This window comes from Rhizobium tumorigenes (genome assembly GCF_003240565.2).
GTDB lineage: Bacteria > Pseudomonadota > Alphaproteobacteria > Rhizobiales > Rhizobiaceae > Rhizobium > Rhizobium tumorigenes.
The window spans coordinates 811,943-834,411 of the sequence record NZ_CP117256.1 but is presented as its reverse complement, the minus strand read 5'-3'; the positions used below and the strand labels follow the sequence as shown (position 1 = coordinate 834,411).

General features: G+C 53.6%; 13 protein-coding genes and 4 pseudogenes. 11 read left to right on the top strand and 6 right to left on the bottom strand.

Features of this window, described 5'->3' with window-relative positions; translation table 11 throughout:
- Positions 1-937: 937 nt before the first annotated feature.
- Both PR017_RS21610 and PR017_RS21605 read left to right on the top strand, forming a co-directional pair.
- Positions 938-1,204, top strand: coding sequence for a hypothetical protein (locus PR017_RS21610; RefSeq protein ID WP_111218133.1), 267 nt, complete (start codon positions 938-940; stop codon positions 1,202-1,204).
- A gap of 133 nt (positions 1,205-1,337) precedes the next feature.
- Complete coding sequence (locus PR017_RS21605; RefSeq protein WP_154677456.1) at positions 1,338-1,496, top strand: hypothetical protein; 159 nt, start codon at positions 1,338-1,340, stop codon at positions 1,494-1,496.
- Here PR017_RS21605 and PR017_RS28530 read toward each other — a convergent pair.
- A pseudogene (locus PR017_RS28530) lies at positions 1,475-2,420 on the bottom strand (helix-turn-helix domain-containing protein); the annotation flags it as partial. The gene PR017_RS21605 and the pseudogene PR017_RS28530 sit on opposite strands and share 22 nt — an antisense overlap.
- Before the next feature lie 1,369 nt (positions 2,421-3,789).
- On the opposite strand from PR017_RS28530, the gene PR017_RS21585 reads away from it, so the two are divergent.
- From PR017_RS21585 to PR017_RS21565, 5 genes and pseudogenes are all read left to right on the top strand, one after another.
- Positions 3,790-7,593 (top strand): family 16 glycosylhydrolase, encoded by a 3,804-nt coding sequence (locus tag PR017_RS21585; protein WP_111218137.1) that lies wholly within the window; start codon positions 3,790-3,792, stop codon positions 7,591-7,593.
- A gap of 287 nt (positions 7,594-7,880) precedes the next feature.
- A protein-coding gene (locus tag PR017_RS21580; RefSeq protein WP_279619542.1) for an IS3 family transposase occupies positions 7,881-9,019 on the top strand; the annotation gives its coding sequence in 2 pieces (ribosomal slippage) (positions 7,881-8,139 and positions 8,139-9,019; 1,140 coding nt in all).
- A gap of 59 nt (positions 9,020-9,078) precedes the next feature.
- A pseudogene (locus PR017_RS21575) lies at positions 9,079-9,360 on the top strand (IS701 family transposase); the annotation flags it as partial.
- Between the two features lie 446 nt (positions 9,361-9,806).
- Entirely contained in the window at positions 9,807-11,573 is a 1,767-nt protein-coding gene (locus tag PR017_RS21570) for a type I secretion system permease/ATPase (RefSeq protein ID WP_206423198.1), read from the top strand.
- 11 nt (positions 11,574-11,584) lie between these two features.
- Positions 11,585-12,943: an HlyD family type I secretion periplasmic adaptor subunit gene (locus tag PR017_RS21565; RefSeq protein ID WP_111221282.1), complete on the top strand. Its 1,359-nt coding sequence runs from the start codon at positions 11,585-11,587 to the stop codon at positions 12,941-12,943.
- A 446-nt stretch (positions 12,944-13,389) separates the two neighbouring features.
- Here the strand turns inward: PR017_RS21565 and tnpC are convergent.
- From tnpC to PR017_RS21550, 3 genes and pseudogenes are all read right to left on the bottom strand, one after another.
- Positions 13,390-14,519 (bottom strand): annotated as a pseudogene (tnpC, locus tag PR017_RS21560) (IS66 family transposase); the annotation flags it as partial.
- Positions 14,520-14,590: 71 nt separating this feature from the next.
- The gene (locus PR017_RS21555; RefSeq protein WP_240539053.1) at positions 14,591-15,244 is read right to left on the bottom strand and encodes a metallophosphoesterase; all 654 of its coding nucleotides are present in this window, start codon (positions 15,242-15,244) and stop codon (positions 14,591-14,593) included.
- A 334-nt stretch (positions 15,245-15,578) separates the two neighbouring features.
- Positions 15,579-16,244, bottom strand: coding sequence for a sugar transferase (locus tag PR017_RS21550; RefSeq protein ID WP_240539052.1), 666 nt, complete (start codon positions 16,242-16,244; stop codon positions 15,579-15,581).
- Between the two features lie 567 nt (positions 16,245-16,811).
- Here PR017_RS21550 and PR017_RS21545 point away from each other — a divergent pair.
- The 3 genes from PR017_RS21545 to PR017_RS21535 all read left to right on the top strand — a co-directional run bounded on the left by PR017_RS21545 (position 16,812) and on the right by PR017_RS21535 (position 18,986).
- Positions 16,812-17,594, top strand: coding sequence for a WecB/TagA/CpsF family glycosyltransferase (locus tag PR017_RS21545; protein ID WP_206423197.1), 783 nt, complete (start codon positions 16,812-16,814; stop codon positions 17,592-17,594).
- Between the two features lie 107 nt (positions 17,595-17,701).
- Positions 17,702-18,478: a glycoside hydrolase family 16 protein gene (locus PR017_RS21540; protein ID WP_161959350.1), complete on the top strand. Its 777-nt coding sequence runs from the start codon at positions 17,702-17,704 to the stop codon at positions 18,476-18,478.
- A gap of 301 nt (positions 18,479-18,779) precedes the next feature.
- Positions 18,780-18,986 (top strand): KTSC domain-containing protein, encoded by a 207-nt coding sequence (locus tag PR017_RS21535; protein WP_111221283.1) that lies wholly within the window; start codon positions 18,780-18,782, stop codon positions 18,984-18,986.
- Positions 18,987-19,036: 50 nt separating this feature from the next.
- On the opposite strand, the pseudogene PR017_RS21530 reads toward PR017_RS21535, so the two are convergent.
- Positions 19,037-19,299: pseudogene (locus tag PR017_RS21530) on the bottom strand (hypothetical protein); the annotation flags it as partial.
- 254 nt (positions 19,300-19,553) lie between these two features.
- Positions 19,554-20,987 (bottom strand): O-antigen ligase family protein, encoded by a 1,434-nt coding sequence (locus PR017_RS21525; protein WP_161959349.1) that lies wholly within the window; start codon positions 20,985-20,987, stop codon positions 19,554-19,556.
- Between the two features lie 487 nt (positions 20,988-21,474).
- Here PR017_RS21525 and PR017_RS21520 point away from each other — a divergent pair, with 487 nt between their 5' ends.
- A complete protein-coding gene (locus PR017_RS21520) occupies positions 21,475-22,104 on the top strand; it encodes a hypothetical protein (RefSeq protein ID WP_133255621.1) in 630 nt (209 codons plus the stop codon).
- The last annotated feature ends 365 nt before the right edge of the window (positions 22,105-22,469 follow it).

Below are 22,469 nucleotides of genomic sequence, written 5' to 3'. Positions count from 1 at the left end.
TTCAGAAGCCGATTATCCTAAATAGCGTTGCCAAGCGGAAATATGGCGTTGCTCCGATGCTTGCACTAAGCAGCGATTCTGGACGTGCTGCAACCGCATTTTGGTTAACGAGACGTTAACATCATCCGCGTCAATCTAAAATGGTGTTAGCTTTCATAGCCTTAGGTCCAAAGATAATTTACAGCGCTCAGGCAAAACTCGATCATTTGTCGACCTCATGGGACCCAAAAACAGGACCGCGAGATGCGATTTACCGACTCAGCGTTGCAGTTGAGACCCTCTATAGCCTCTTTCCGTCGTCGTCGAAATTGCTTTCACTGGATGCGTTACGTCCGCCGGTTGGGGTGAAAATGTCGATTTGGTTGCCACCTGAAGGGACGACCAGGCAACCGCGCGCGCACGCAGACATGGTACGAGATGAGCTCGCTGCACGCGCGCAGCGTCGTTAGGCCAATTTGGATAAAGACGGCGCAAGAACGCTCTGAAATCCATGGCGATCGTAGATCAAAGACAGCTGCTCCACGTCGACTGTCACCGAAAGTACGCGCGCACGACGCTGGGGTGGATCAAGCTTGGTCGGAAGCCTTAATGATGAAGGGCATCATCGTCGACGTAGCTTGGGGCTGGCACAGCATCGTGCTCAGCTTGATCGTCCATGCCTCCAATATGAATCCAGATAGGAATTTCCGGTTCGCCTCTGCCCGCCGTCACCTTGGCTGCCTGCAGATAGAAGCGAGCTACGACCAGTCCTGTGCGGCGGCCTCCGAGAAGTGTTTTGCGTGGCAGCACCTAGCATGGGCGAAGTCGTCGATGACGTGCGAACTGTGCGGCAAGCCTGGCGGCTCCGCCTTGGTACCAGACGTAGACGCCTCTATTGCAAGTCGCATGCACATCTTGTCGGGAAGCTTCGCCCTGAAGATCGCCGCGTGTGGGACCGGTGGAAGCAGCATCGGCAGCGACCGAGCTTGCGGCGGACCACGACGACGTCGAGATCGGGAAAAACGACCTGTTGCGGATGGGGGTTGCGGGAGAAGCTAACATCTCCGACGTGTCCGATCTTCTGAACCTATCGCGTGCAGACATTCACTTCGAGTCCGCAGACCGTGGGTATGGCATGCGCATTGGACAGCATCCCGAAGACCAGTCCGCCGTCGACGAATTCCTGGCCGCTTCTGGGAAACTGGGGGGCAAGAGGAAGCACTGATGCGTTCCAGACGCAAAGCGGCTCGCAGGTCGCGTCAGACATATCGAGGTCATTAAGCAGTCCATCTCGAACCTACGACAAGACGTCTTTATCGTTCGACGACACGGACTCGCAGGAGTGGCTGCGAGCCGACATGGAGACGCTGCCTGATCTCACTGTTCCGGAACGCGAGCGCTTCGTACAGATCGGCGTCGATATGGCACGGGCAGGCCTCTCTGACCCCGACGTCGAGAAAGAGGACTGGGTCGTCGACACCGCGATCGCTTATTCGACGTCCGGCAGGCCGCTATAGGGTCTGTCGATGCCGTGTAGATGTCGGCAGGGGCTTTTATGTCGAGCGCTTTACGTGATTGCTCGTTGTTGAATTCGTGAATGAAGGCATCGAAGCGCGCCTGCTGCTGAAGGATGTTTCTGTCTGGCGGTCGCGTCGCTTCCTTCATGAGAGTGAGATGCATGCGCTCGTGCCGGCCGTTCTGATGTGGCCGGCCGGGTTTGATGCCTTCGATGGCGCTCCCCAGCCGCAGCCACCATATAGACAGCCTCGATAGATTGAAGAGGTCGTTGGGTGAAGCAAAGGGCAGGGCAGTGTCGGTGCGGATCGCTTGCGGCAGGCCGCGGTCGGCAAGCAGGCGATGGAAGGCATCCAAGACACCCTGTTCGCTTGTCGATTCGAAGGCTTCGCAGACAAGAAGGAAGCGCGAACCCTGGTCTGTGACAGTCAATGGGTAACAGTATCTGTTGTCGCCGAGCTTGAACTCGCCCTCGAGGTCGGCGCACCACAGTTCATTGGGCAACAGGGCTTGGGACAGGTCCGTTCCTTCGGCCTTGTTGCGGTGTCGCCTGCGGGCATGGGTGACAAGGCCATGCCGGTCGAGAACGGCGTAAACGGTGCTTGTGGGCGGGCACACGCACATCGCCGGAAAGCTTCTTGATCAGCAATTCCCCGATCTTCTGGCATCCCAGTGCGGCTTGTTCTTCTTGGTCGCGACGATTATCGTCTCGATGGCATCGGGCAACTGGTTGGCATAGCGCACTGGCCGCCGGGAGCGATCCGTCAATTCTTCCAGGCCATCTTGCCTGTAGCAGTTGAAGATATTGTAGCCGATCTTGCGCGATATGCCGAAATCCCGGCAGACCTCGCTCTTCCCTTGCCCTCCAGAAGCCGGGCGACAAATCGTAGACGTTCCCCCATAACCGAAGTTTCTCTCAGCGGCATCAGCACCTTCCGCAAAAGCGAAAAGTGTTACCCATGTCTCCGGTACGAAAGGTCACCTCTCTCTCAGGTCGGGCAAATGGCTTTTATCCAGTAAGTGCATCTCTTTCGACAGGCGCCTACGGGTACCGCTTTGTAGTGCGTCGCTGCTTGGTGTCAGATAAAGTGCCACTACAACTTCACCCAATCTACGAGCATGGCATCGAGGTTTTCGTATTCGGCCAATATTGTGTCTGGAAACTCGACATCGTGGACACTGATTTGCCCGTGAGATTGATACAAGACCCCCATCGAGATCCCGAAGTAAGTTTCACGGCGCTTGCTCCACGGCGATTGCTTGACGTAGAGCCTTTTTTCAGAGGTTGTGAAGTGCCTACGCTCCAGTGCCAAACGTTCCTCGGTGGGTCTTTGTCGGCTATGCATAACAACTCTTTGATTTAGGGACGTTCAGCGCGCTTAATAGAGTGCAGTCAGAACGAGCAGCGCGGGCCAATCAGTGAAAATATTGTTAGACATTTCATTAACGTTACCTATATCTACGTGATGAGCGAAATCATATCAACAAAGAAAATCAGTCTTGTCGTCGACTGGCGCCTGCGTTTGTTGGTAATTTTTATTTGTAGTATCGCCACTCTATCCGCACTCTCTGCTGTCGGCATGATTATGTTTTATATAGTCTATCTGCGGGGCCAGCTTTGATAGAGTTATTGACTGGATAAAGTCCAAGAGGACGCGGTGAGCCGCCCGCTGGTTGCCATCGCGGCGCCCGCGAAAAAACCGTTTGCAACGTCATAGCGTTGGTGCAGCAAACCCTCGGCAACGAAAGTCACGCCTGTGTCATTGTTGGCGACGTGAATGGTGACAGGCCAAGCTAGATGTCCGCATGGCTGTCAGTCTTGGCGTTTGGCCCAAATCAGACCAGTCAATCATGAGAATGACAGCTTGGAACTTACGGGAGAACCGGCCGATAGCAATCCAGTTTCTTGAATGGATTTGTTGAAGCGGGGCGTGTCTTCTGCGCATTGGTCGATGGTGGTTGATCACTCGCCCGATCCAAGCGCGTGGGGAGCTGGAGCGGACCCGCGTCTTCTTCCGCGCAGGTCGGCTCTTCGTCGATAAGATTGCCGATCCCCTTATTATTGCTTGAGCTTCACTACAATCTACGAAACCGATTTTTGCGGCTAGTTATAGCGCCTGACGTCTGTGGTTATTATTGTATTAAATAACTTAAAAAACGTTTTGGTAAGCGAAATATCGGGGCTGAATATTTTGTATGCATGAGATATTTCGTAATTACATTTAAATTTGAAATATCGTGATTCACCATTTCAAAAGAGCTGCTTGTTACCATCTGAGAAAAGGGGAACAGGTCATGGCAGCAAGTAACTCCGGCGTTAAGCAGTGGGCGACATTTTCTGGGCAAACCTTGATCGGTACTGGGTTCGCCGACACGCTGGGCGGTATCAATGGCGCGGTGACTCTGGTCGGGGGCAGCGGGAATGACACGTACTATTCCTATTCGGCCCTTAACGTCATCCAGGAGGAAACAGGGGGCGGAAATGATCTCGTTATCACCTCTAAAAACTATACGCTGGGCTCCAATCTCGAGAACCTGCAACTGACGGGCGACAATACCTACGGAATTGGCAATGCGCTCGACAATGTGATTACGGGCGGCGCTGGACATCAGCAGCTTTACGGAGCAGGAGGCAATGACGTCATGACCGGTGGCGCAGGTAGTGATACTTTCATTGTTCGTGTCGGCGGCGGTTCGGACATCATCACCGATTTCGAAGCCGGTGCGCTTGGCTCGGACGTTATCCAGCTCGGGAGCTACGGTTTCACCAGTTTTCAGAGCCTTTCGTCGCATATGTCGCAAGTCGGCAACAATGTTGTCATCCAGCTAAACGCGGGAGAAACATTGACACTTAGCAACCACAAGCTTGCCGATTTCGCTGCTAACGATTTCCAGTACGCACTGGATACCACCAAGCTGACCCAGACCTTTGCCGACGAATTTAACGGTGTCAGCCTCCAGGCGGACGGCGGCACTTGGCGGACCTCCTTCCACGACGGCGCGTCCGGACGACTTCATGGTGATGAGTCCCAAGTTTACATGGACAAGGACTATCTCGGCCTTGGCATCAATCCGTTCTCGACGACGAACGGGGTGTTGACCATTCATGCCGAAAGCGCAAGCGCTGCCGTGAAACAGTCCACGGGCGAAGATTTCACATCCGGCATGCTGTCATCGCGTGGTACCTTCTCGCAAACCTATGGTTATTTCGAAATACGTGCGGAAATGCCCTCGGAGACAGGGACCTGGCCAGCATTCTGGCTTCTGCCAGCCAACGGTAGCTGGCCGCCGGAGCTGGACGTCTTCGAAACGCTTGGAAAAGATACGTCCTCGGCTATCCTGACTGCACATTCGAATGCGGATGGCACCCATACCATGGCGGGGATTTCTTCATGGGTCGGCGACGTGTCCGCGGGGATGCACACCTATGGGGTTTTGTGGACGAAGACGGATCTCGTATGGTATATTGATGGCGAGGAGGTTTTTCGCACTGCGACCCCTCCTGACATGAACCAGCCCATGTACATGGTGACAAATTTGGCAATCGGCGGCGCCTGGGGTGGAGACACGGATGCCAACTTCACCGGTGCCGACATGCAGATAGACTACATTCATGCCTATCAATTGCACGATCAGATGGGAATTCCGAATGTCGTTACGTCGGACACCTTTTCCCTGACGCTGGATGCTGTCGCCAATTCACTGGTGCTGACCGGGAATTTGAATATCAACGGAACCGGCAACGCGCTCAACAATACGTTGACAGGCAATACGGGGAACAACGTCCTGGACGGCGGTCTCGGTGCCGACAGGATGATCGGGGGCGCCGGCAACGACACCTATTACGTCGATAATGTAGGGGATACGATTACCGAATGGTCGACGGGTGGCATCGACAGTGTCTATTCGTCGATCGATTTGAAACTTGCCGACAACGTCGAAAATCTCACCCTACTTGGGACTAGTAATCTCAACGCCACCGGCAACTGGCTAAACAACGTTCTGACCGGCAATGCTGGAAACAATATCTTGGACGGCAGCGTCGGTGCCGACACCATGATCGGAGGCGCCGGTAACGACACCTATTACGTCGACAACGCCGGCGATACGATCACCGAGTGGTCGGCAGGCGGTATCGATAGCGTCTACGCGTCTGTTTCTCATACTTTGGAAAACAATGTTGAGAACCTGACGTTGACAGGGCTCGCCAACATCAATGCGACCGGCAACTGGCTGAGCAACACCCTAATCGGCAACGGGGGCAACAACGTCCTTGATGGCGGGTCTGGTGCCGACACTCTGATCGGCGGCGGCGGTAGCGATGCCTACTATGTTGACAATGCAGGCGATATCGTTACGGAACTGGCTGGCGGCGGCACGGACACCGTCTATTCGTCGATAAGTTACGCGCTTGGGGCCAATGTCGAAAACCTGACGCTCACTGCAGGTTGGAACACCAGCGGAACCGGCAACGAACTCAACAATACGTTGACAGGCAATACGGGGAACAACGTCCTGGACGGCGGTCTCGGTGCCGACAGGATGATCGGGGGCGCCGGCAACGACACCTATTACGTCGATAATGTAGGGGATACGATTACCGAATGGTCGACGGGTGGCATCGACAGTGTCTATTCGTCGATCGATTTGAAACTTGCCGACAACGTCGAAAATCTCACCCTACTTGGGACTAGTAATCTCAACGCCACCGGCAACTGGCTAAACAACGTTCTAACCGGCAATGCTGGAAACAATATCTTGGACGGCAGCGTCGGTGCCGACACCATGATCGGAGGCGCCGGTAACGACACCTATTACGTCGACAACGCCGGCGATACGATCACCGAGTGGTCGGCAGGCGGTATCGATAGCGTCTACGCGTCTGTTTCTCATACTTTGGAAAACAATGTTGAGAACCTGACGTTGACAGGGCTCGCCAACATCAATGCGACCGGCAACTGGCTGAGCAACACCCTAATCGGCAACGGGGGCAACAACGTCCTTGATGGCGGGTCTGGTGCCGACACTCTGATCGGCGGCGGCGGTAGCGATGCCTACTATGTTGACAATGCAGGCGATATCGTTACGGAACTGGCTGGCGGCGGCACGGACACCGTCTATTCGTCGATAAGTTACGCGCTTGGGGCCAATGTCGAAAACCTGACGCTCACTGCAGGTTGGAACACCAGCGGAACCGGCAACGAACTCAACAATACGTTGACAGGCAATACGGGGAACAACGTCCTGGACGGCGGTCTCGGTGCCGACAGGATGATCGGGGGCGCCGGCAACGACACCTATTACGTCGATAATGTAGGGGATGTGGTCACTGAACTAGCCGGTGGTGGCAATGATACTGTCTATTCCTCTGTGGCCTACACGCTAGGCGATGACGTCGAGAATCTGACGCTAACAGGCACCGGTAATATGACAGCGACTGGCAATACCCTCGCGAATATTCTTAACGGCAACGATGGCGACAACATTTTGAATGGAGGCGCTGGCGCCGACACGATGATAGGTGGCGCCGGCAACGACACCTACTACGTCGATAATGCAGGGGATACGATTACCGAGTGGTCGACCGGTGGCATCGACAGTGTCTATTCGTCTGTTTCGCACACCTTGGAAAACAATGTGGAGAATCTGACGTTGACGGGGGGCGGCGCCATCAATGCAGTCGGTAACGGCAACAACAATCTATTGACCGGCAATGCGGGAAACAATGAACTGTCTGGCGGCGGCGGTCGAGATGTCTTGATCGGTGGACTGGGCGCTGACATCCTCACGGGGGGCGCAGGAAACGATACCTTCAAGTACAATTCCGTCTTAGAGTCGAGTGCCAACAACCGTGACATAATTTCTGATTTCACCAGGGGCGACATTATCGACTTCTCGAGCATTACCGACCACAAACTGTCTTTCATCTATACGAATGCCTTCTCGGGAACGGCGGGGGAGGTCCAGGTGACGGCCAGCGGTACCGGTTCAATGGTCAGTATCGATATCAACGGCGACCACATTGCGGACTCACAGATTTATCTTTCGAACGTAAGCGTAACATCACTTCACGCTGATGGATCTGACTTCCTCCTCTAGAAATTGTGGCGAAAGTTCAAATCGGCTCGTATGATTTTCTAGAATTAGATCGAGAGACTAAGGCTAGAACTACCTTGGCAGATTCTGGCAAGTCTGGTTTGAGATGATTTGCGGTCTCACTTTTGGGGCGCGATATGGCGGATTGGGATACAGAGCTTTCAGCATTTTTGCAGCCGTTTCTGGAGAAGCTTGGACACAAGAAAAGAGCTGGCTCGGGAAATCTGCACAGCTAGGATAAGTGGAATTTCTGCCTGACTTCGGCTTAGATGCCGGGAACAGGAGATACCATGACAAGACGACCGCGCCGGAACCATAGCCCGGCTTTCAAGGCGAAGGTGGCACTTGCCGCCATCCGAGGTGAGCAGACGCTGGTGGAGTTGTCCCAGCAGTTTGACGTGCACGCCAACCAGATCAAGCAATGGAAAGACCAGCTCCTTGAAGGGGCGACAGGCGTTTTTGGCGATGAAACCAAGGCCGAACCGGCCGGTCCAACCGTCGATGTCAAAACGCTTCATGCCAAGATCGGCGAACTGACACTGGAGAACGATTTTTTATCCGGTGCGCTCGGCAAGGCGGGATTGCTGGGCGGAAAAAAATGATCGACCGCGAGCATAAGCTATCCGTTGTGTGCCAGGCGAAGCTTCTCGGCTTCAGCCGTGGCAGTGTCTATTATCTGCCTCGTCCAGTGCCTGACGGCGATCTTGCCCTGATGCGCCGGATCGACGAACTGCATCTCGACTACCCGTTTGCCGGAAGTCGAATGTTGCAAGGGCTCTTGAGGGGAGAAGGGCTGGAAACTGGGCGGCTGCACATCGCCACGCTGATGAAGAAGATGGGCATCGAGGCGATTTATCGCCGCCCAAACACCTCAAAACCAGCGCCTGGGCACAAAATCTATCCCTATCTTCTGCGCAAGTTGGCGGTCACCCGGCCCAACCAAGTCTGGGCAATGGACATAACCTACGTTCCGATGGCTCGCGGTTTTGTCTATCTCTGCGCCGTCGTGGACTGGTTCAGCCGGAGGGTTCTGTCGTGGCGGCTGTCGATCACGATGGAAGCGGCCTTCTGCATCGAAGCGGTTGAGGAGGCGCTTGCCCGATATGGCAAACCCGACATCTTCAACACCGACCAGGGGTCGCAGTTTACCTCTGTCGACTTCGCCGCCGTGTTGAAGAAGGCGGAGATCGCCATCTCGATGGACGGCAAGGGTGCGTGGCGGGACAACGTGTTCGTCGAACGGCTCTGGCGGTCGATCAAATACGAGGAAATCTACCTGCACGCCTACAACACCGTGTCCGAGGCCCGCGTCGGCATCGGCCGATATCTTACCTTCTACAATAGCCGACGCCCACATTCATCCCTTGACCGGCAGACACCGGATCAGGCCTACTTCAACGCGCTGGCACCAATGATGGTGGCGGCATAATCGAGGCGGAAGTCCACTTAGCGAAACGTCCGAAACTGTTCAGACAAACCGAGCCACCTCTGTTGGCATCTGCAAGCTGGAAGAAGGTCAGTTGGCGCCGCGGCACAAAAGGTTGCCTGACCGCACGGTTTGCAGCATTGCGCATCCGGATCGCCGATGGCACGCCGCAGCGCATCTATGACAAGGAACAGCAGCACATGCCGGGCGAAGCGGCGTGGCTAGTTGGCGAATGGCGATCAAACGACGAGCGCAAATACTACCTGTCCAACTTGCCGGTCGATGCGACATTGAAAGTGCTGGCGGCCGCGATCAAGGCGAGATGGGTCTGCGAACAGACGCATACCGGAGCCGAGCATTGGGCCATTGGGCGACCTTCGCCTCGCTAAAAGACGTACGACTCGAGAAAGAAGTTCATTGGGTTAGTGAGCACGCCTTGGCCTCGAACATAGTCGACGGCTCCGGCGGCTGCACAGTGAACTTACGTTGGGCTGCTAGATGCGTCATGAAGCCGCTTCGTCCGCTAAGGGTGTATCACTGCGCCCAGTCTGCACCGGCCCAGGCGGAAATTTAAAATGTGATCCCGGTACGTATTTCCTCAAAGTCTCATGCCGGCGCAACAGAGGGATCCTGTATGGACTACCCGTTACGGATCGATCCACTCGACTCCTGTTTTTAACAGTCAGTCAGCGTCGCTTGAAGGAACAGTGCATTAATCATCATTCTAGCGAAAATGCGATGTTTATCATTTCTTCAGCGCACATCGTAATAATGCGAAGTACCAAACGAGATGGTTGCGATCACCGAGTATATTTCTGATGTCGAAGGTGTCCTTATGAAAATCGATAATCCTTTCGTCGCCGCTTTGAGGAGCTATCGGCAAATATTATCATCAATAATTGTTTTCAGCGTCGCCATCAATGCGCTTATGTTTGTGTCGCCTTTGTATATGCTGCAGGTTTATGACCGCGTGCTCCATAGCCGCAGTGAAACAACTTTGCTAATGATTACAAGCCTTGCCCTAGTGCTGTTGGCCATCTACAGTCTACTGGAATGGCTTCGATCTCGCATTCTAGTCCGCGCGGGCCTTCGCTTCGATGATATGATTTCAAACGGCCTATTTAGCCGCGTTGTCACAACGACGCTACGGCAACCTCAGGCACGATCGGAGTTTGCCCTTTCGGACATTGATCGACTTCGGGATTTTTTGACCGGCCCCGGCCTGATTGCTATTTGCGATCTTCCTTGGATGCCCGTGTTTTTGATCGTCTGCTTTCTCTTCCATCCACTTGTCGGCGTGATCTCACTGGTGGGAGCCCTGCTGATCTTCGGCCTTGCCATTCTCAACGAATTCATGACGAAGAGGACGTTGAATGAGGCCAGCGGTCATGCCCAAGCAGCTCAGCAATTCGCTAGTTCTGCACTTCAAAACGTCGAGGTCGTTCGCGCACTTGGCATGGAGCATAGTCTTCGTTCTCGATGGCATGACATGCACCGCACCATGCTCGTCAAGCAAGTGATTGCGAGTGATAGGGGAGGCGCACTGCAGTCGCTTTCAAAGTTCATTCGAATGGCATTGCAGACGATAATACTAGGTGCTGGGGCTTATCTCTCAATAGAAGGGGAGATCTCGGGGGGATCTATGATCGCTTGCTCGATCTTGATGGGCCGCGCGCTGCAGCCAATTGACCAAGTCGTTGGCCAATGGAAGCAGTTTGTCGGAGCACGACAAGCCTACAGTAGGCTGTCTCAAATTTTCAGCGATGTCCCGGTTGAACAGATCAGAACGCAATTGCCAGCACCACATGGCAGATTGGTGGTGGATCAACTGACAGTTGTGGCTCCAGGGCAGCGGATGGCTGTTTTGCAGGGTATAAGTTTCCATGTGCAGCCCGGTCAGGCGGTTGCCGTCGTGGGATCTAGTGGTTCCGGCAAATCGAGTTTGGTCCGGGCGTTGGTTGGCGTGTGGCCAGCGCATTCGGGTGCGGTAAGGCTTGATGGATCGGAGTTGCAGCATTGGCAGAAAGATGATCTCGGCAGGCACCTTGGTTATCTTCCCCAATCGGTCGAACTGTTCGCTGGTACCATCGCTGAAAATATTTCGCGTTTTCAGTCCGATGCCTTGCCAGAGCAGATTATCGCTGCGGCCACTGCGGCCCGGGTCCATTCGATGATACAGAGTCTGCCCAATGGCTATGATACACAGATTGGTCCGGGTGGTAGTTCGCTATCTGGCGGACAACGCCAGCGGATTGGACTATCTCGAGCGCTTTTTGGCAATCCAGCTGTGATTATCCTAGATGAACCGAATGCCAATCTCGACAGCGATGGAGAAGAAGCACTTTTTCAAGTCATCGGTGAACTGAAGGCCGCAATGAAAGGTGTAATCTTCGTCAGTCACAAGATGAGCCTAGTGGCGCTGGCAGAAAAGACGCTTGTGCTCGCAAATGGTCGCGCCCAATCCTTTGGTGCGACGCGAGATATTTTTCAGCCCAAGGCGATGCAGGCCCCGGAGCGTGCATTTGGTAGCGCACCGCAACCCCGCCACGTCGCCTGAGGAGACCACTGATGCCCACGACAGCTCAACAATTTGATGGCGAACCGCGCTTTGCATCGGAGATTGGGAGGCCTGATGATGCATTGGTCTTTACCCCTAGACCTTACATCATAGCTGGATATATCACAATCCTGATCGGTTTTGGAGGGTTTGGTGCGTGGGCAGCGGCGGCGCCTATCGCCAGCGGAGTAGTTGCCAATGGCACGATTTCCGTGGAGACGAACCGAAAGACGGTACAACACCTTGAAGGTGGTATTGTTTCAGAAATTGTTGCGAAAGAGGGCGATGTGGTCGATCCTGGCGCCGTTGTTCTGCGGCTGGATCCAACTCATGCATTAGGCACCTATACATATCTGAGGGACCGTGTTGGGCAGCTGCAGGCCCAGGAAGCGCGCCTGATCGCCGAAAACACAAACTTGCCCGCCATATCCTTACCGCCGGACCTGACGGCGCAAAGTAGCAGTGCTATTGAGGCGGCGGTCGGATTGCAGCAGATAATTTTCAAAGATCGTAGGCGTAGCAGAGATGGCCAGGTTGCCATTCTTCAAGCCCGCGCAGACCAACTTAAGGAAGCTGTCTCGGGCCTTTTAGACCAGAGAAATGCCACCGACCAGCAGACCTCATCGCTTCAAGAAGAAGTGCGAAGGTTGACGCAGGGCATGCAGAATGGCGCCGTCACCGTAAATCAGATTTCGCAGGTCACCCGAGCGCAGCTAAATATGCAAGGGGATCGGGGATCAATTAACTCTGAGATTGCTAAGCTTCGGCAGACAATATCCGAGACCCAGTTGCAAATCGTCCAAGTCAACCAGCAATTTGAGGAGAGGGCGGGCGGCGAACTCCGAGATGTGCGTGACCAGCTCAGCGAAGCTTTAGAAAAAGTAGGCGCCGCGAAGGATGTATTGGACCGGACGGTTATCCGCGCTCCGGTAAGGGGTATGTTACAGAATATTCGTGTTCACACGAAAGGAGGCGTAATTCGCGCTGCCGAGCCTGTCATGGACATCATTCCTCTCGACGATAATCTTATAGTTACTGCAAAAATTCGACCAATTGACATCGATAATGTCAAAATCGGCCTGAGGGCTGAGGTTCGCCTCTCTGCCTTTTCGAGCAGGACGACGCCAGCTGTATTTGGGAAAGTCACAATTCTCTCACAGGACGTCATGGAACCCACCAAGGCAAACGAAGCGCCTTACTACGAGGCCAGGGTTGAGGTCGATGACAAAGACATACCAACGGAAATTCGGGGAAGGCTACTTCCTGGAATGCCGGCGGATGTCATTATTTCTACCGGCGAGAGGACATTCGCTCAATATATTGCAAGACCACTCGTCGATGCGTTTCATAAGGGCATGCGTGAACAGTGACGGATATAGCCAAAGCAGAGCTGTGTGAAGGTGTGCCGGTAATTCGTGTACGGAGATCGCCGTAACCACACACTGCATTTTTGTTGCCAAAACTGCCCAAGAACAATGCACACTCAATCAACTGATGCCAACAATTTGGCAAACAGAGCCTTTTGATAGTTTAAAGGCATACTGCGAAAAGCCGAATTCAAAGATGCGGACTATTTGGGAGAATTCCCCCGCCACCCTTATCCACTCTGCGCTTTCAGTGAGGCCTCGTCTGACTGGTCATTATTTCACCGACTCCGTTCGCCGTTCTCAGAATTGGGTGGCGTCCTTTGGCAACCGACCTGCGTCTCAAGTGTCCTTTCGACAGGGTTTTGACGTTGGATGTGCGTAAGGGCGCATTTCCATGCGCACTGACGCGAACCGTTTGAGCTGGGCGCTTGTCGGCCACTCGTATGGGATCAGACAGCAGCGGTCTTGGTGAAGTTTAATGGTAGCAGGTCGGTGATGTCTGCGTCGGTTGGACGCTGCAGCAATTCCGTGAGGAGGTGGCGCAGATACGCCAAGGGCTCCACGCCGAAGGCGAGACAGGCCAGCATGATGCTGTAGACGACAGCACTGGCCCTGGCTCCGTCCACAGTGTCACTGAACAGCCAGCATTTTCTTCCAGCGCAAAAATGCTGATATCGCGTTCGAGGAGGTTGTTGTCTATCGGCATCCTGCCGTCCTCGGTGTAGCGCGTCAGCTACTCTCATGGGTTCAGGGTGTAGGACACGGCATCTCCAAGCTTGGTATCAGGTAGGACCTTCGGTGCTATGTCGGCGAGCCATGCCTTGAGAGCGTTTAGGATGGGGGACGCTGTGCTGCCGGCGGAAACCGTGGATGCAGTCGGCCTTCGTCTCTCCGGGATCTGGAGTTTTGTCTCTTGCCTGACTTTCAATTCGGTAGAGCTGTTCGAAGAACTTCAACGCCCGCTCCGGCGGGCCACCACCTTTCTTCCTTGTCTACAGCGCATCGACGAAGCGCCGCCTGGAATGCGCCATGCATCCCAGCTGGGTGGCCCCTGTCGACGTCCGCCAGGCGGTGTAGCCATCGCTCATCAGGATGCCCGGGTAACCGCTGATGAAGGCCTGTGGATGCCGCGGCCCGGTTGATAATCGAGCAGCACGATCGGCTCATTGCTGTCCTCTCCACTCCGATAGGCCCACATGTATGATGTGCTGGTGGCCTCCCTGTTCTTTTCCTTCAGGCCCTGGACCGTCGTCTCGTTGCCCTGGATGAGCGGGTGGGACCGAAGTCGAAGTCTCAGTTCGTGATTGATGCGGGAGAGATGCCTCTCGCTCGATCCGATCACCCAATGCCCCAGCGCGCCGCGGCTGACGGGAACGCCGGCGCGTTCGAAGGCCTGGGCCAAACGATAGAGCGGCGTGCCATCGACGTATTTATGGACTAGTGCAGATGCCAGCGTCGAGGCGGTCGCGATACTGCCTAGTAAGGGCTGTGCGGGCATCGGTGCAAGGACAACAGGTGTATTGATGCCCGTGCAATCGCAATGGCGGCACGCATATTTGAACCGCACATTTGACGCGATGCCAGGGGGTCTTCTTATTGGTGCCATGCGAACATTTTGGCGTGCCCTTGGTGGTAAACACAGTCAACCGACTACTGCAACATTGACACCGTGCCTTGGGAGAGTTTGATAACAGTGAGACGACCGGTCGCATAGGCGCCGGTGTCTATGCCTACCCTGCGGTTACCGAAAGCGGGTCTTGCCGTGACGGTATGTCCATGGAGGACAAACAAGGGTAGCATCGGTCCCTCAGTAAGGAATGGCTCGCGGATCCACAAGAGATCGTGGTCTGTCTGTTCCGTCAGAGAAATGCCAGGTCGCACTCCGGCGTGCACAAACACAATATCTCCAACCTTGAGCATCGTCGGCAAAGATGAAAGAAACTCGATGTGTTGTGCCGGGATGGCTTGGCTGACGGTTCGTTGCAACACCTTTAGTCCGCCACCGTTTTTCAAAATGTGCTTGGTGTCAATCCCATAAGACCGCAGCGTATTAACACCGCCGAATTCGAGCCAACCGAGATTGGACTTCGGGTCCTGAAGGAAGCGAAAAAATTCGGCGTCGTGGTTTCCGCAGAGGCAAACATGGTGCACCCCTTCGCGAGCAGGCTGACACAGAAATTCCAAAACGGCTTTTGAATCCGGACCCTTATCGACGTAGTCTCCCAGGAATACCACAAGCTTTCTACCCGTGACTGCTGGTCTATCCTTTAAAATACTCTCATAGGCTTTTCTCAGCAACTCCACACACCCGTGGACGTCTCCGATTGCGTATATAGCGACAAAATCGGAAGCCGATAAAGCCAACCGAGGACGTCGAATTTCCGATTTCACATAACTCCGTAGCCACCTCTGGATAAGGGCAATCATAAATTGCAACCAGATGCGACCGCATCTTTAAAAACCATCAAAACTTTACCCTGCCTGTTGGAAACTCGAGATTAACCGGGGAGGGCAGTGCCTGTGAAGCCACACCGTTCGCGCTGCTTACGCATTAATGCTACGGAATGTCCTAGGTCAGACCGTGCAATGAGCGACAAACTACGTTTTTAAGAAATTGCGGGTTTGTCTGACTGTACGGTTAAAAACCCTTGCCGCCGCGCAATTCTGAAATGACGGTGCCGACCAAAATCTGCATATCCAGAAGTAGTGAAAAATTCTCGACATAATGCAGATCAGCGGAAATTCTTGCGCGAGCCTTTGCAGGCCGGTCCGTCGGACCGCGCAGTCCACGCATTTGCGCAAGTCCAGTCAAACCTGGGCGAATGGAGTGGCGCTCGTGATATCGCGGCACCAGTTCCTCGTATTGCATGCCTCCCGCAAGCATGCCTATCGCGTGGCACCGCGGACCTACCAGCGACATGTCGCCCTTGAACACGTTCACTAGTTGCGGAAGCTCGTCGAGATTTGTTTTTCGCAAAATTGCTCCAACCCGAGTAACCCTAGGGTCTCCCTTTACGGTCTGAGCTACGCCTGTAGGATCTCCGAGATCTGAACGCATGGAGCGAAACTTTAAGACACGTATCTTGGTGTCATTCCGGCCCCAACGCATCTGTGTGAATATAGGAGATCCCTTACTCTCTACGCGAATAGCGACCAGTATTACGACCAGCAAGGGCGCAAGTAGTATCAACGCGAATGCGGAAATTACGACATCCATTAGCCTTTTGATGACATGTTGCAAGTGACTGCTACTAAACTCCACTGCGGCCGTAGGATTCCGAATATCTGAAATCGAATCTGACAAAGGAGTTCCCCCATTAACTGGCTAATATCTCGCTTCGTTAGAAGCAGTTCTACGCGGCGTGCTATATCGCACTTAAATAGCAGCGTCATCCATAAAGTAAACCAATGGTTAAGAGCACGGCGGCCCTTTTATGGGTCCATTGAGTTGTTTCAAAGCAGTTTCAGGCAAACGGCGCAGTCTCCCAGACTCTATTCCGGCAAAGATCCTCGGCAAAAAAAAGGCTGAATTACCTTCGTGATCTAATCCTCGATATGAAGTAACGGCACTATCATCGTAGAAATCGGCTGGTGACGCACCAGCGCCCTTGAGCCGGTCTTAGTAACTTGCCAAGAATACATTCCGTGAGCCTTCCTCACTGCATGAGAGCGGCAGCGCAGACCATGACTCCTCATAAACCGTCATATTTTGTTGCGCAAGCTAACCAAATACCAAGATTCGTATTGCATTGCGAAATAATCCGATTACTTGGGTTGCTTACAATTAACTTTTTAGTAAGTATGATACTGCGGTCGTGTCTACGTCGCAGTTTAGAATATTTGCATATTTCCGGATGCAAAGGGGGCTTACGTGGCGGCAGACATTCATCGAGTTACCATTGGTGGTATTTCAACAGCTTGCGTTTCGAGACAAGATCTCGTGGACATCATGCAAAACACCAAGCCGTCCGATGACTCGACGAGCAGATTGCTTTTTGACATAAATGGCCATGGTCTGGCGATGTCGCTTTTTAACAAAAGCTATCGCGACGATTTGAATGCCGCAGATATCATCCATGCCGATGGACAGCCACTCGTCACGGCATCCAGATTGCTGACGAAGTCGCCGGTTCCTGAGCGCAGTGCGACGACCGACCTGTTTCACGATATGGCAAATGCTGCACAGCAAAGTGGCAAGTCTTTTTTCCTGTTGGGTGGAAGTGAAGATGTTGTGCAAGCCTGCGCGGCAGAAATGCGGCGTCTTTACCCTTCCCTGATAATTGCAGGTGTTAGGAACGGCTATTTCTCGAGTGCAGAGGAACTGTCCGTGTGCGCTGAAATTAACGCTTCCGGTGCCGATATCGTTTGGGTTGGATTGGGCAAGCCGAAAGAGCAAGCGTTTTGTGTTCGCAACCGGCATCGGATTTCGGCTGGATGGCTCGTCAGCTGCGGCGGGTGTTTCAACTATGTAACTGGTACTTATGGCCGTGCGCCGCTTTGGATGCAGCGGACTGGAACCGAGTGGGTGCACCGCATGGTGACCCAGCCCCGTAAATTGCTGTGGCGGTATGTCTCCACGACGCCAATTGCGTTCATGCTGCTGCTTATGCGAACCGGCGATCACGTAAAAACCGCAAACACATCGAGGGTGTGACGGGATAGGCTTTGCGTGTGGGGCGGAACTAGTCACTTCACTTCTTGACGTGGCGCAGCATCTTAATAATGACGGCGGCTGTGTTTTGGGCGCCGCGGGAGCAGGCATTGTTCAAGCTACAGCAGGGTGTTTTGGTCTTGGCGCTCATTTTGACCGCTCCCAGTGCCGCGCCTGCGGCGACATTTAAACCCGTCTGGCGCGATGACTTCAATGGCACTGCCATGAGCCGATTGGACCCGACAAAGTGGACCTACGATCTTGGCTCAGGTAAGGTTTGGGGAAATAACGAGAGTCAAACCTACACTGATAAGGTTACAACGATCCGACAAGACGGCCGTGGGAATTTGGTAATTACCGCTCGTAGGCAGCCCGATGGTAGCTATACATCAGGCCGCATTAAATCCATGGGACGGTTTTCACTGAAATTCGGAAAGTTTGAGGCGCGCATTAAAATTCCACGCGGCCCAGGCCTCCTTCCAGCTTTTTGGTTGATGGGCGATCGGGGTCAGTGGCCCGCCAACGGCGAAATCGATGTTATGGAGAATACGGCGGCCGCTCCTCGCACTGTCTACAGCAATTTACACGGGCCAAATTTTGCTTCACCGGGTGAGAAGACTGCGACGAGCGACCTGTCAGATGATTTTCACATCTACGCGATTGAATGGACGCCTGGGCGTGTTTCATGGCTGTTGGACGGAGCCGTATACAAGACTGTAACCAAAACGGCTATCCCCCTCGGCGAGCGATGGATTTTCGATGACCAACCCTCCTATATGCTTTTAAATGTCGCGGTCGGCGGTGATTGGCCAGGGCCCCCGGAAGATTCAGTCTTGCCCCAGGATATGCTTGTCGATTGGGTTAGTGTCTCGTCGTATGTCCCGTGACTGGGTGGGATATTGGTGAGAAATCTGCGACGGCTGTGTGGTTATCGAGCGGACGCCTCTCCCTTCACTCGCCAAACGGACGTTGTGGTTGTCTAGCGGATCTTGCGGCCAGCCTTTGCTGAGCATGGAATTCGGCGGAACTGTCCGGTGGCTTGGGCTTGCCCCAGATGTTCACAACCATCACACTGCGTCAGCAGGTCCTTGAGTTCGGATCGAGGTAACCCTTTCTTCATGTCGTCGTTTTACGCAATTTTGAAAATTGTATGGGAAAGCTCTCATATCGCCAGACAACGAGGTCGTCATGAGAGAGCTTACTGTGTCCTCCCGCATCATTAAATCAGTTTTTTTTAGCCAGACGGATGGCCAACTTCGCATAAGATTTAAAAATGGCGAAGAACGTCTGTTTCGTGATGTGCCAGAGCGGGCGGCTTTGGCGATGGTCGGGTCGGCATCGCCTGGGCAGCACTATCTTGATAACATCCGCCCACAGTTCAAGCGAGTTCGATAGATCTGGTCTCCAAAGCCGAAGTGGAGTTTCCCCATAAAAACCGGACAGGATCAGATTTCTGTTTGACGGTCTAAGAACTCCCGCGGGGATCGAGACCCCATAGCTTTGAGCGGGTGAAGCGTGTTGTAGTGCTCGAACCACAATGGCAGTTGGGCGATGACCGTTTCGGCGTCCGGGATGGGATTGACCGAGACATAGGTGCGCCTGAAGGTTTTTGACGAAGGCTTCGGCCTGTCAATCGGCACGCAAAATTTGCATGCCGAAACACATCGGCCATTCCGCTAGACTGAGAGCTGCGGACCGGCGTCGTGCAGGCTCCATCCGATGTGCAGCAACGGGGCAGGGCCGGACAGGACGTCTATCTTACGACTATGACTGGACATAATGGGCACATTACCTAGCACACCTGTTAAGCGGGAGACCGTGCCCGGAAATTTATGGAGCCGTCGAATCGCAAAGCCGAAGAGCAACGGCTGGCTGTAGGCGTGCTTGTGCAGACAGTATGCAAAAGGTTGCCGCATTGTATAGTCACGGCAGGGTAGGGTTGAACCCTACCAGCGACGGGTTTCATGAACGGATTTGCCGCTCCCCCCGGTGGGGTGACCTTCCAAGTGAAACGGAAGATGTGGTGGCTATTATAGCCGCAAAATAGGAAGCCATACCAGGAATCTCGAGCGAGAAATCGACAAGGCCATGAAGGCTAACGAGGAGGATACTGGCGAACCCGAGCGCGGAATACGAACGCATAGTGCGTCTTTTGTACATGCCGATGACGTGGACAATCAGCAGGGCGGATAAACCGATGAAAACGAGCGCTACGAACATGACACCAAGACCGATAAACCCTTCAAGGTAAAAATTGTGGGCGCGCTCCCAGATGTAGACAATGCCGCATCGAGCGTCTCTGTAAGGTGGGAAAGCATAGCGAAAGGTGCCAAAGCCGTAGCCAAGCAGAGGCTCCCCCTTAGCCATTTCCAGAATTCCGGGAAGAACGCAGAACCGGGCATCGTCGGTGCCCTGTGTCTCAGCTCTTAAAAGGGTCCTTCCACCGAAGACGACGAGTAGGCCAACAACAATCGTCATTGCCAGCGCTCCTCGCAAAACTCGCTTCATGCGAGACGCTGGCGCGGAGAAACCTGTCTTTTTCATAGGTTGGATTGCCAGAAAGAATACGAGAAAGAGCGTGCCTATGGCGGCGCTCGCGATCGCTCCACGTGATTTTGTCAGAAGCAACGCCGCGACGGAGCAGGCAAATAAGAGTGCAATGAACGAGAAGAAAGGCAGGAGAGAGCTCCTGCGTATGTGGCCTGATGGCGCAGGGTGCAATAACGCCATCCAAGAGATCTTTCTCGACAACGACCAGCCGTAGCGGACGAGAGCCAGACAGACCAGGCCCAGAAAGGTTCCCGCAGTGTTACGGTTTACAAAGGTCGCTGTGAGGCTGTCTTGATATGCGACTTTTGGGAAGAACATATTGGTGTTCGGGAAAAAGTTGAACTGAATAAGGCCGTAGATGGCGCATAGACCACCCCCAACCGTCAGGGCCGCTGCCATGTGCCGCCCGTCCTCATCCGAACGATTGATGATCAACCCCGTGAGAAACGTCATCATGGGAACAGCCATAAACATCAGCGTCGCGATCGAATCTGCGGGCTGGATGGAGATCGCTCCAGTGATACGTAAAAAGGCCTTATCGAGATCTTGCCACAGGGGATTGGCAAACCCACCTGTGATGGTCGTCATGCTTTGGATTTCTACCCAGACTGTAGTCGTGGTAGCCAGGATGAGACCAGCTGTAAACAGCCAGCGCGTCCGAACCGGCAACCCGAAGACTTTCGTCGCAACGAGAGCCAAAAAACACGAGAAGATCGTCGCCAAACTCAGGGGAATGGAATGAACAGCACCCAGCGGCAAAACGGCCAACGTAAGGGATAGCACGTAAAGCGCTTGTATGATGGACGGTGCAGTCACCTTCGACCGTAATTCCATATTGCCGAACATTGAAAAGATCATCCCAAATTTTGTGAACTCGCATCGACCTACGGATTTTTCAATTTACAATTATGGGTAAATTGACTCTTCAATCGTTACTGAACGGCAGGTTAACATCCTATGCTGGAACGAACGATACATCGAGATTATAAAATAACTGATATTAGCCGACATTCGAACCTCAAAAAAGAATGCAACGGCGGTAATTGAAGCATCAAGCGAAAATCCAATGCATCTAAATTTCAAGGTTATTGGAGTCTGAGCTCGTTTGCTGCCTCCAAGCGAGAGTAAAAGAACCTGAAAATATATTTTGGATCTGCATTTGTCGATCTACGACAGCATATAAGGTTAAATTATGATATTTTTTAACCACGAATTCGGAAATTTCAGAATTTACAGCTGGAACCCGGAAAGGGAATACTAAATTTCTTGCTTGATATCCGCTGGCGGTGTAGCACGTTAACACAATGGTAATGATTTAGTTGTGGGGTCGTCCGTGCATTCCTCCTTTAAGTACTGCGTTCCGTTCGGCCTAGCTCTTGCCACGCTCACCGTGGGCGGATCGGCCGTTGCACAGGTTTCGCCCGGCTGCTTCGTCGCGCCGGCCCGGCTGGCAGACACTGATATTGCCGCGTTCCTCGCGCAGCCGGCATCATTGCTATCGGACTTCCCAGCCGCGGGGCTGCCAATGAGCTCGAAAGTCCGAGGGCTGACGGGTTCCAGCACTGCAGTTCTGGATCCGATGATGTCGCTCGTTGCTCGGGCAAACAGTCCACAGAAATCTGCGATCGGCGCGGGCCTAGCACGGGCGGTAAAATCCTGTCAGGTCACGACGCCAGAATATGTACTGCTCATTCAACAAAAGGTTGCGGCTGCCAACGATAATGAATTAACGACTGCTTTTGCGGCGGGCCTGAACGATGTGCTGACCGCATCGCTCGGTGCGACAGGGGCAGGGACCTCCGCATCCGGCATCACAGGCGGGGGCAATCCGGGACTTTCGTCTGGCGGAACTTCTGGTGGCGATTCAGGGACGAAAACCGAAACGACAACGTTCATAACGGGAAGCTCGGCTCGATTTTCACGTACGGCTACCCAGCGCAACTCGACAAGTCCAGCAAGTTAAGCTGCCCAACCTTAAGGTCAAGCTTTGCGCGAGTGAAAGAGACGGTCAGTTCACATTTTGAAATCGCTCGAGTGCCCGGGGTAATTCCGAACACCCTACCTGTCCAAGGACGCGCTCGAGAGTGACTATAGCCGGTCCCCGGGGCTAAAATGTCATTTCTTATACGATAGTCACCCCCAAGTTCTGCTGTCGACCGCGAATTCTCTCCGGTGTGGATTGGAATAATTCGTAAAGATCTGAGCACGGCGAAAAGTGTGATTCGCTCCAGCATTGTGACGCATTCTTTACCTTAAGTGTTGTCTGGCTAGTGATCCTTAATTTTATTGAAACGTGGGATAGTTATTCAGTAGAGGCAAGCGTCACGG

Coding starts and splice junctions, on each gene's coding strand:
- PR017_RS21605 (WP_154677456.1), top strand. CDS start 1,338: ATGGAGACGCTGCCTGATCTCACTGTTCCGGAACGCGAGCGCTTCGTA.
- PR017_RS21535 (WP_111221283.1), top strand. CDS start 18,780: ATGAGAGAGCTTACTGTGTCCTCCCGCATCATTAAATCAGTTTTTTTT.
- PR017_RS21565 (WP_111221282.1), top strand. CDS start 11,585: ATGCCCACGACAGCTCAACAATTTGATGGCGAACCGCGCTTTGCATCG.
- PR017_RS21585 (WP_111218137.1), top strand. CDS start 3,790: ATGGCAGCAAGTAACTCCGGCGTTAAGCAGTGGGCGACATTTTCTGGG.
- PR017_RS21570 (WP_206423198.1), top strand. CDS start 9,807: ATGGTTGCGATCACCGAGTATATTTCTGATGTCGAAGGTGTCCTTATG.
- PR017_RS21525 (WP_161959349.1), bottom strand. CDS start 20,987: ATGTTCGGCAATATGGAATTACGGTCGAAGGTGACTGCACCGTCCATC.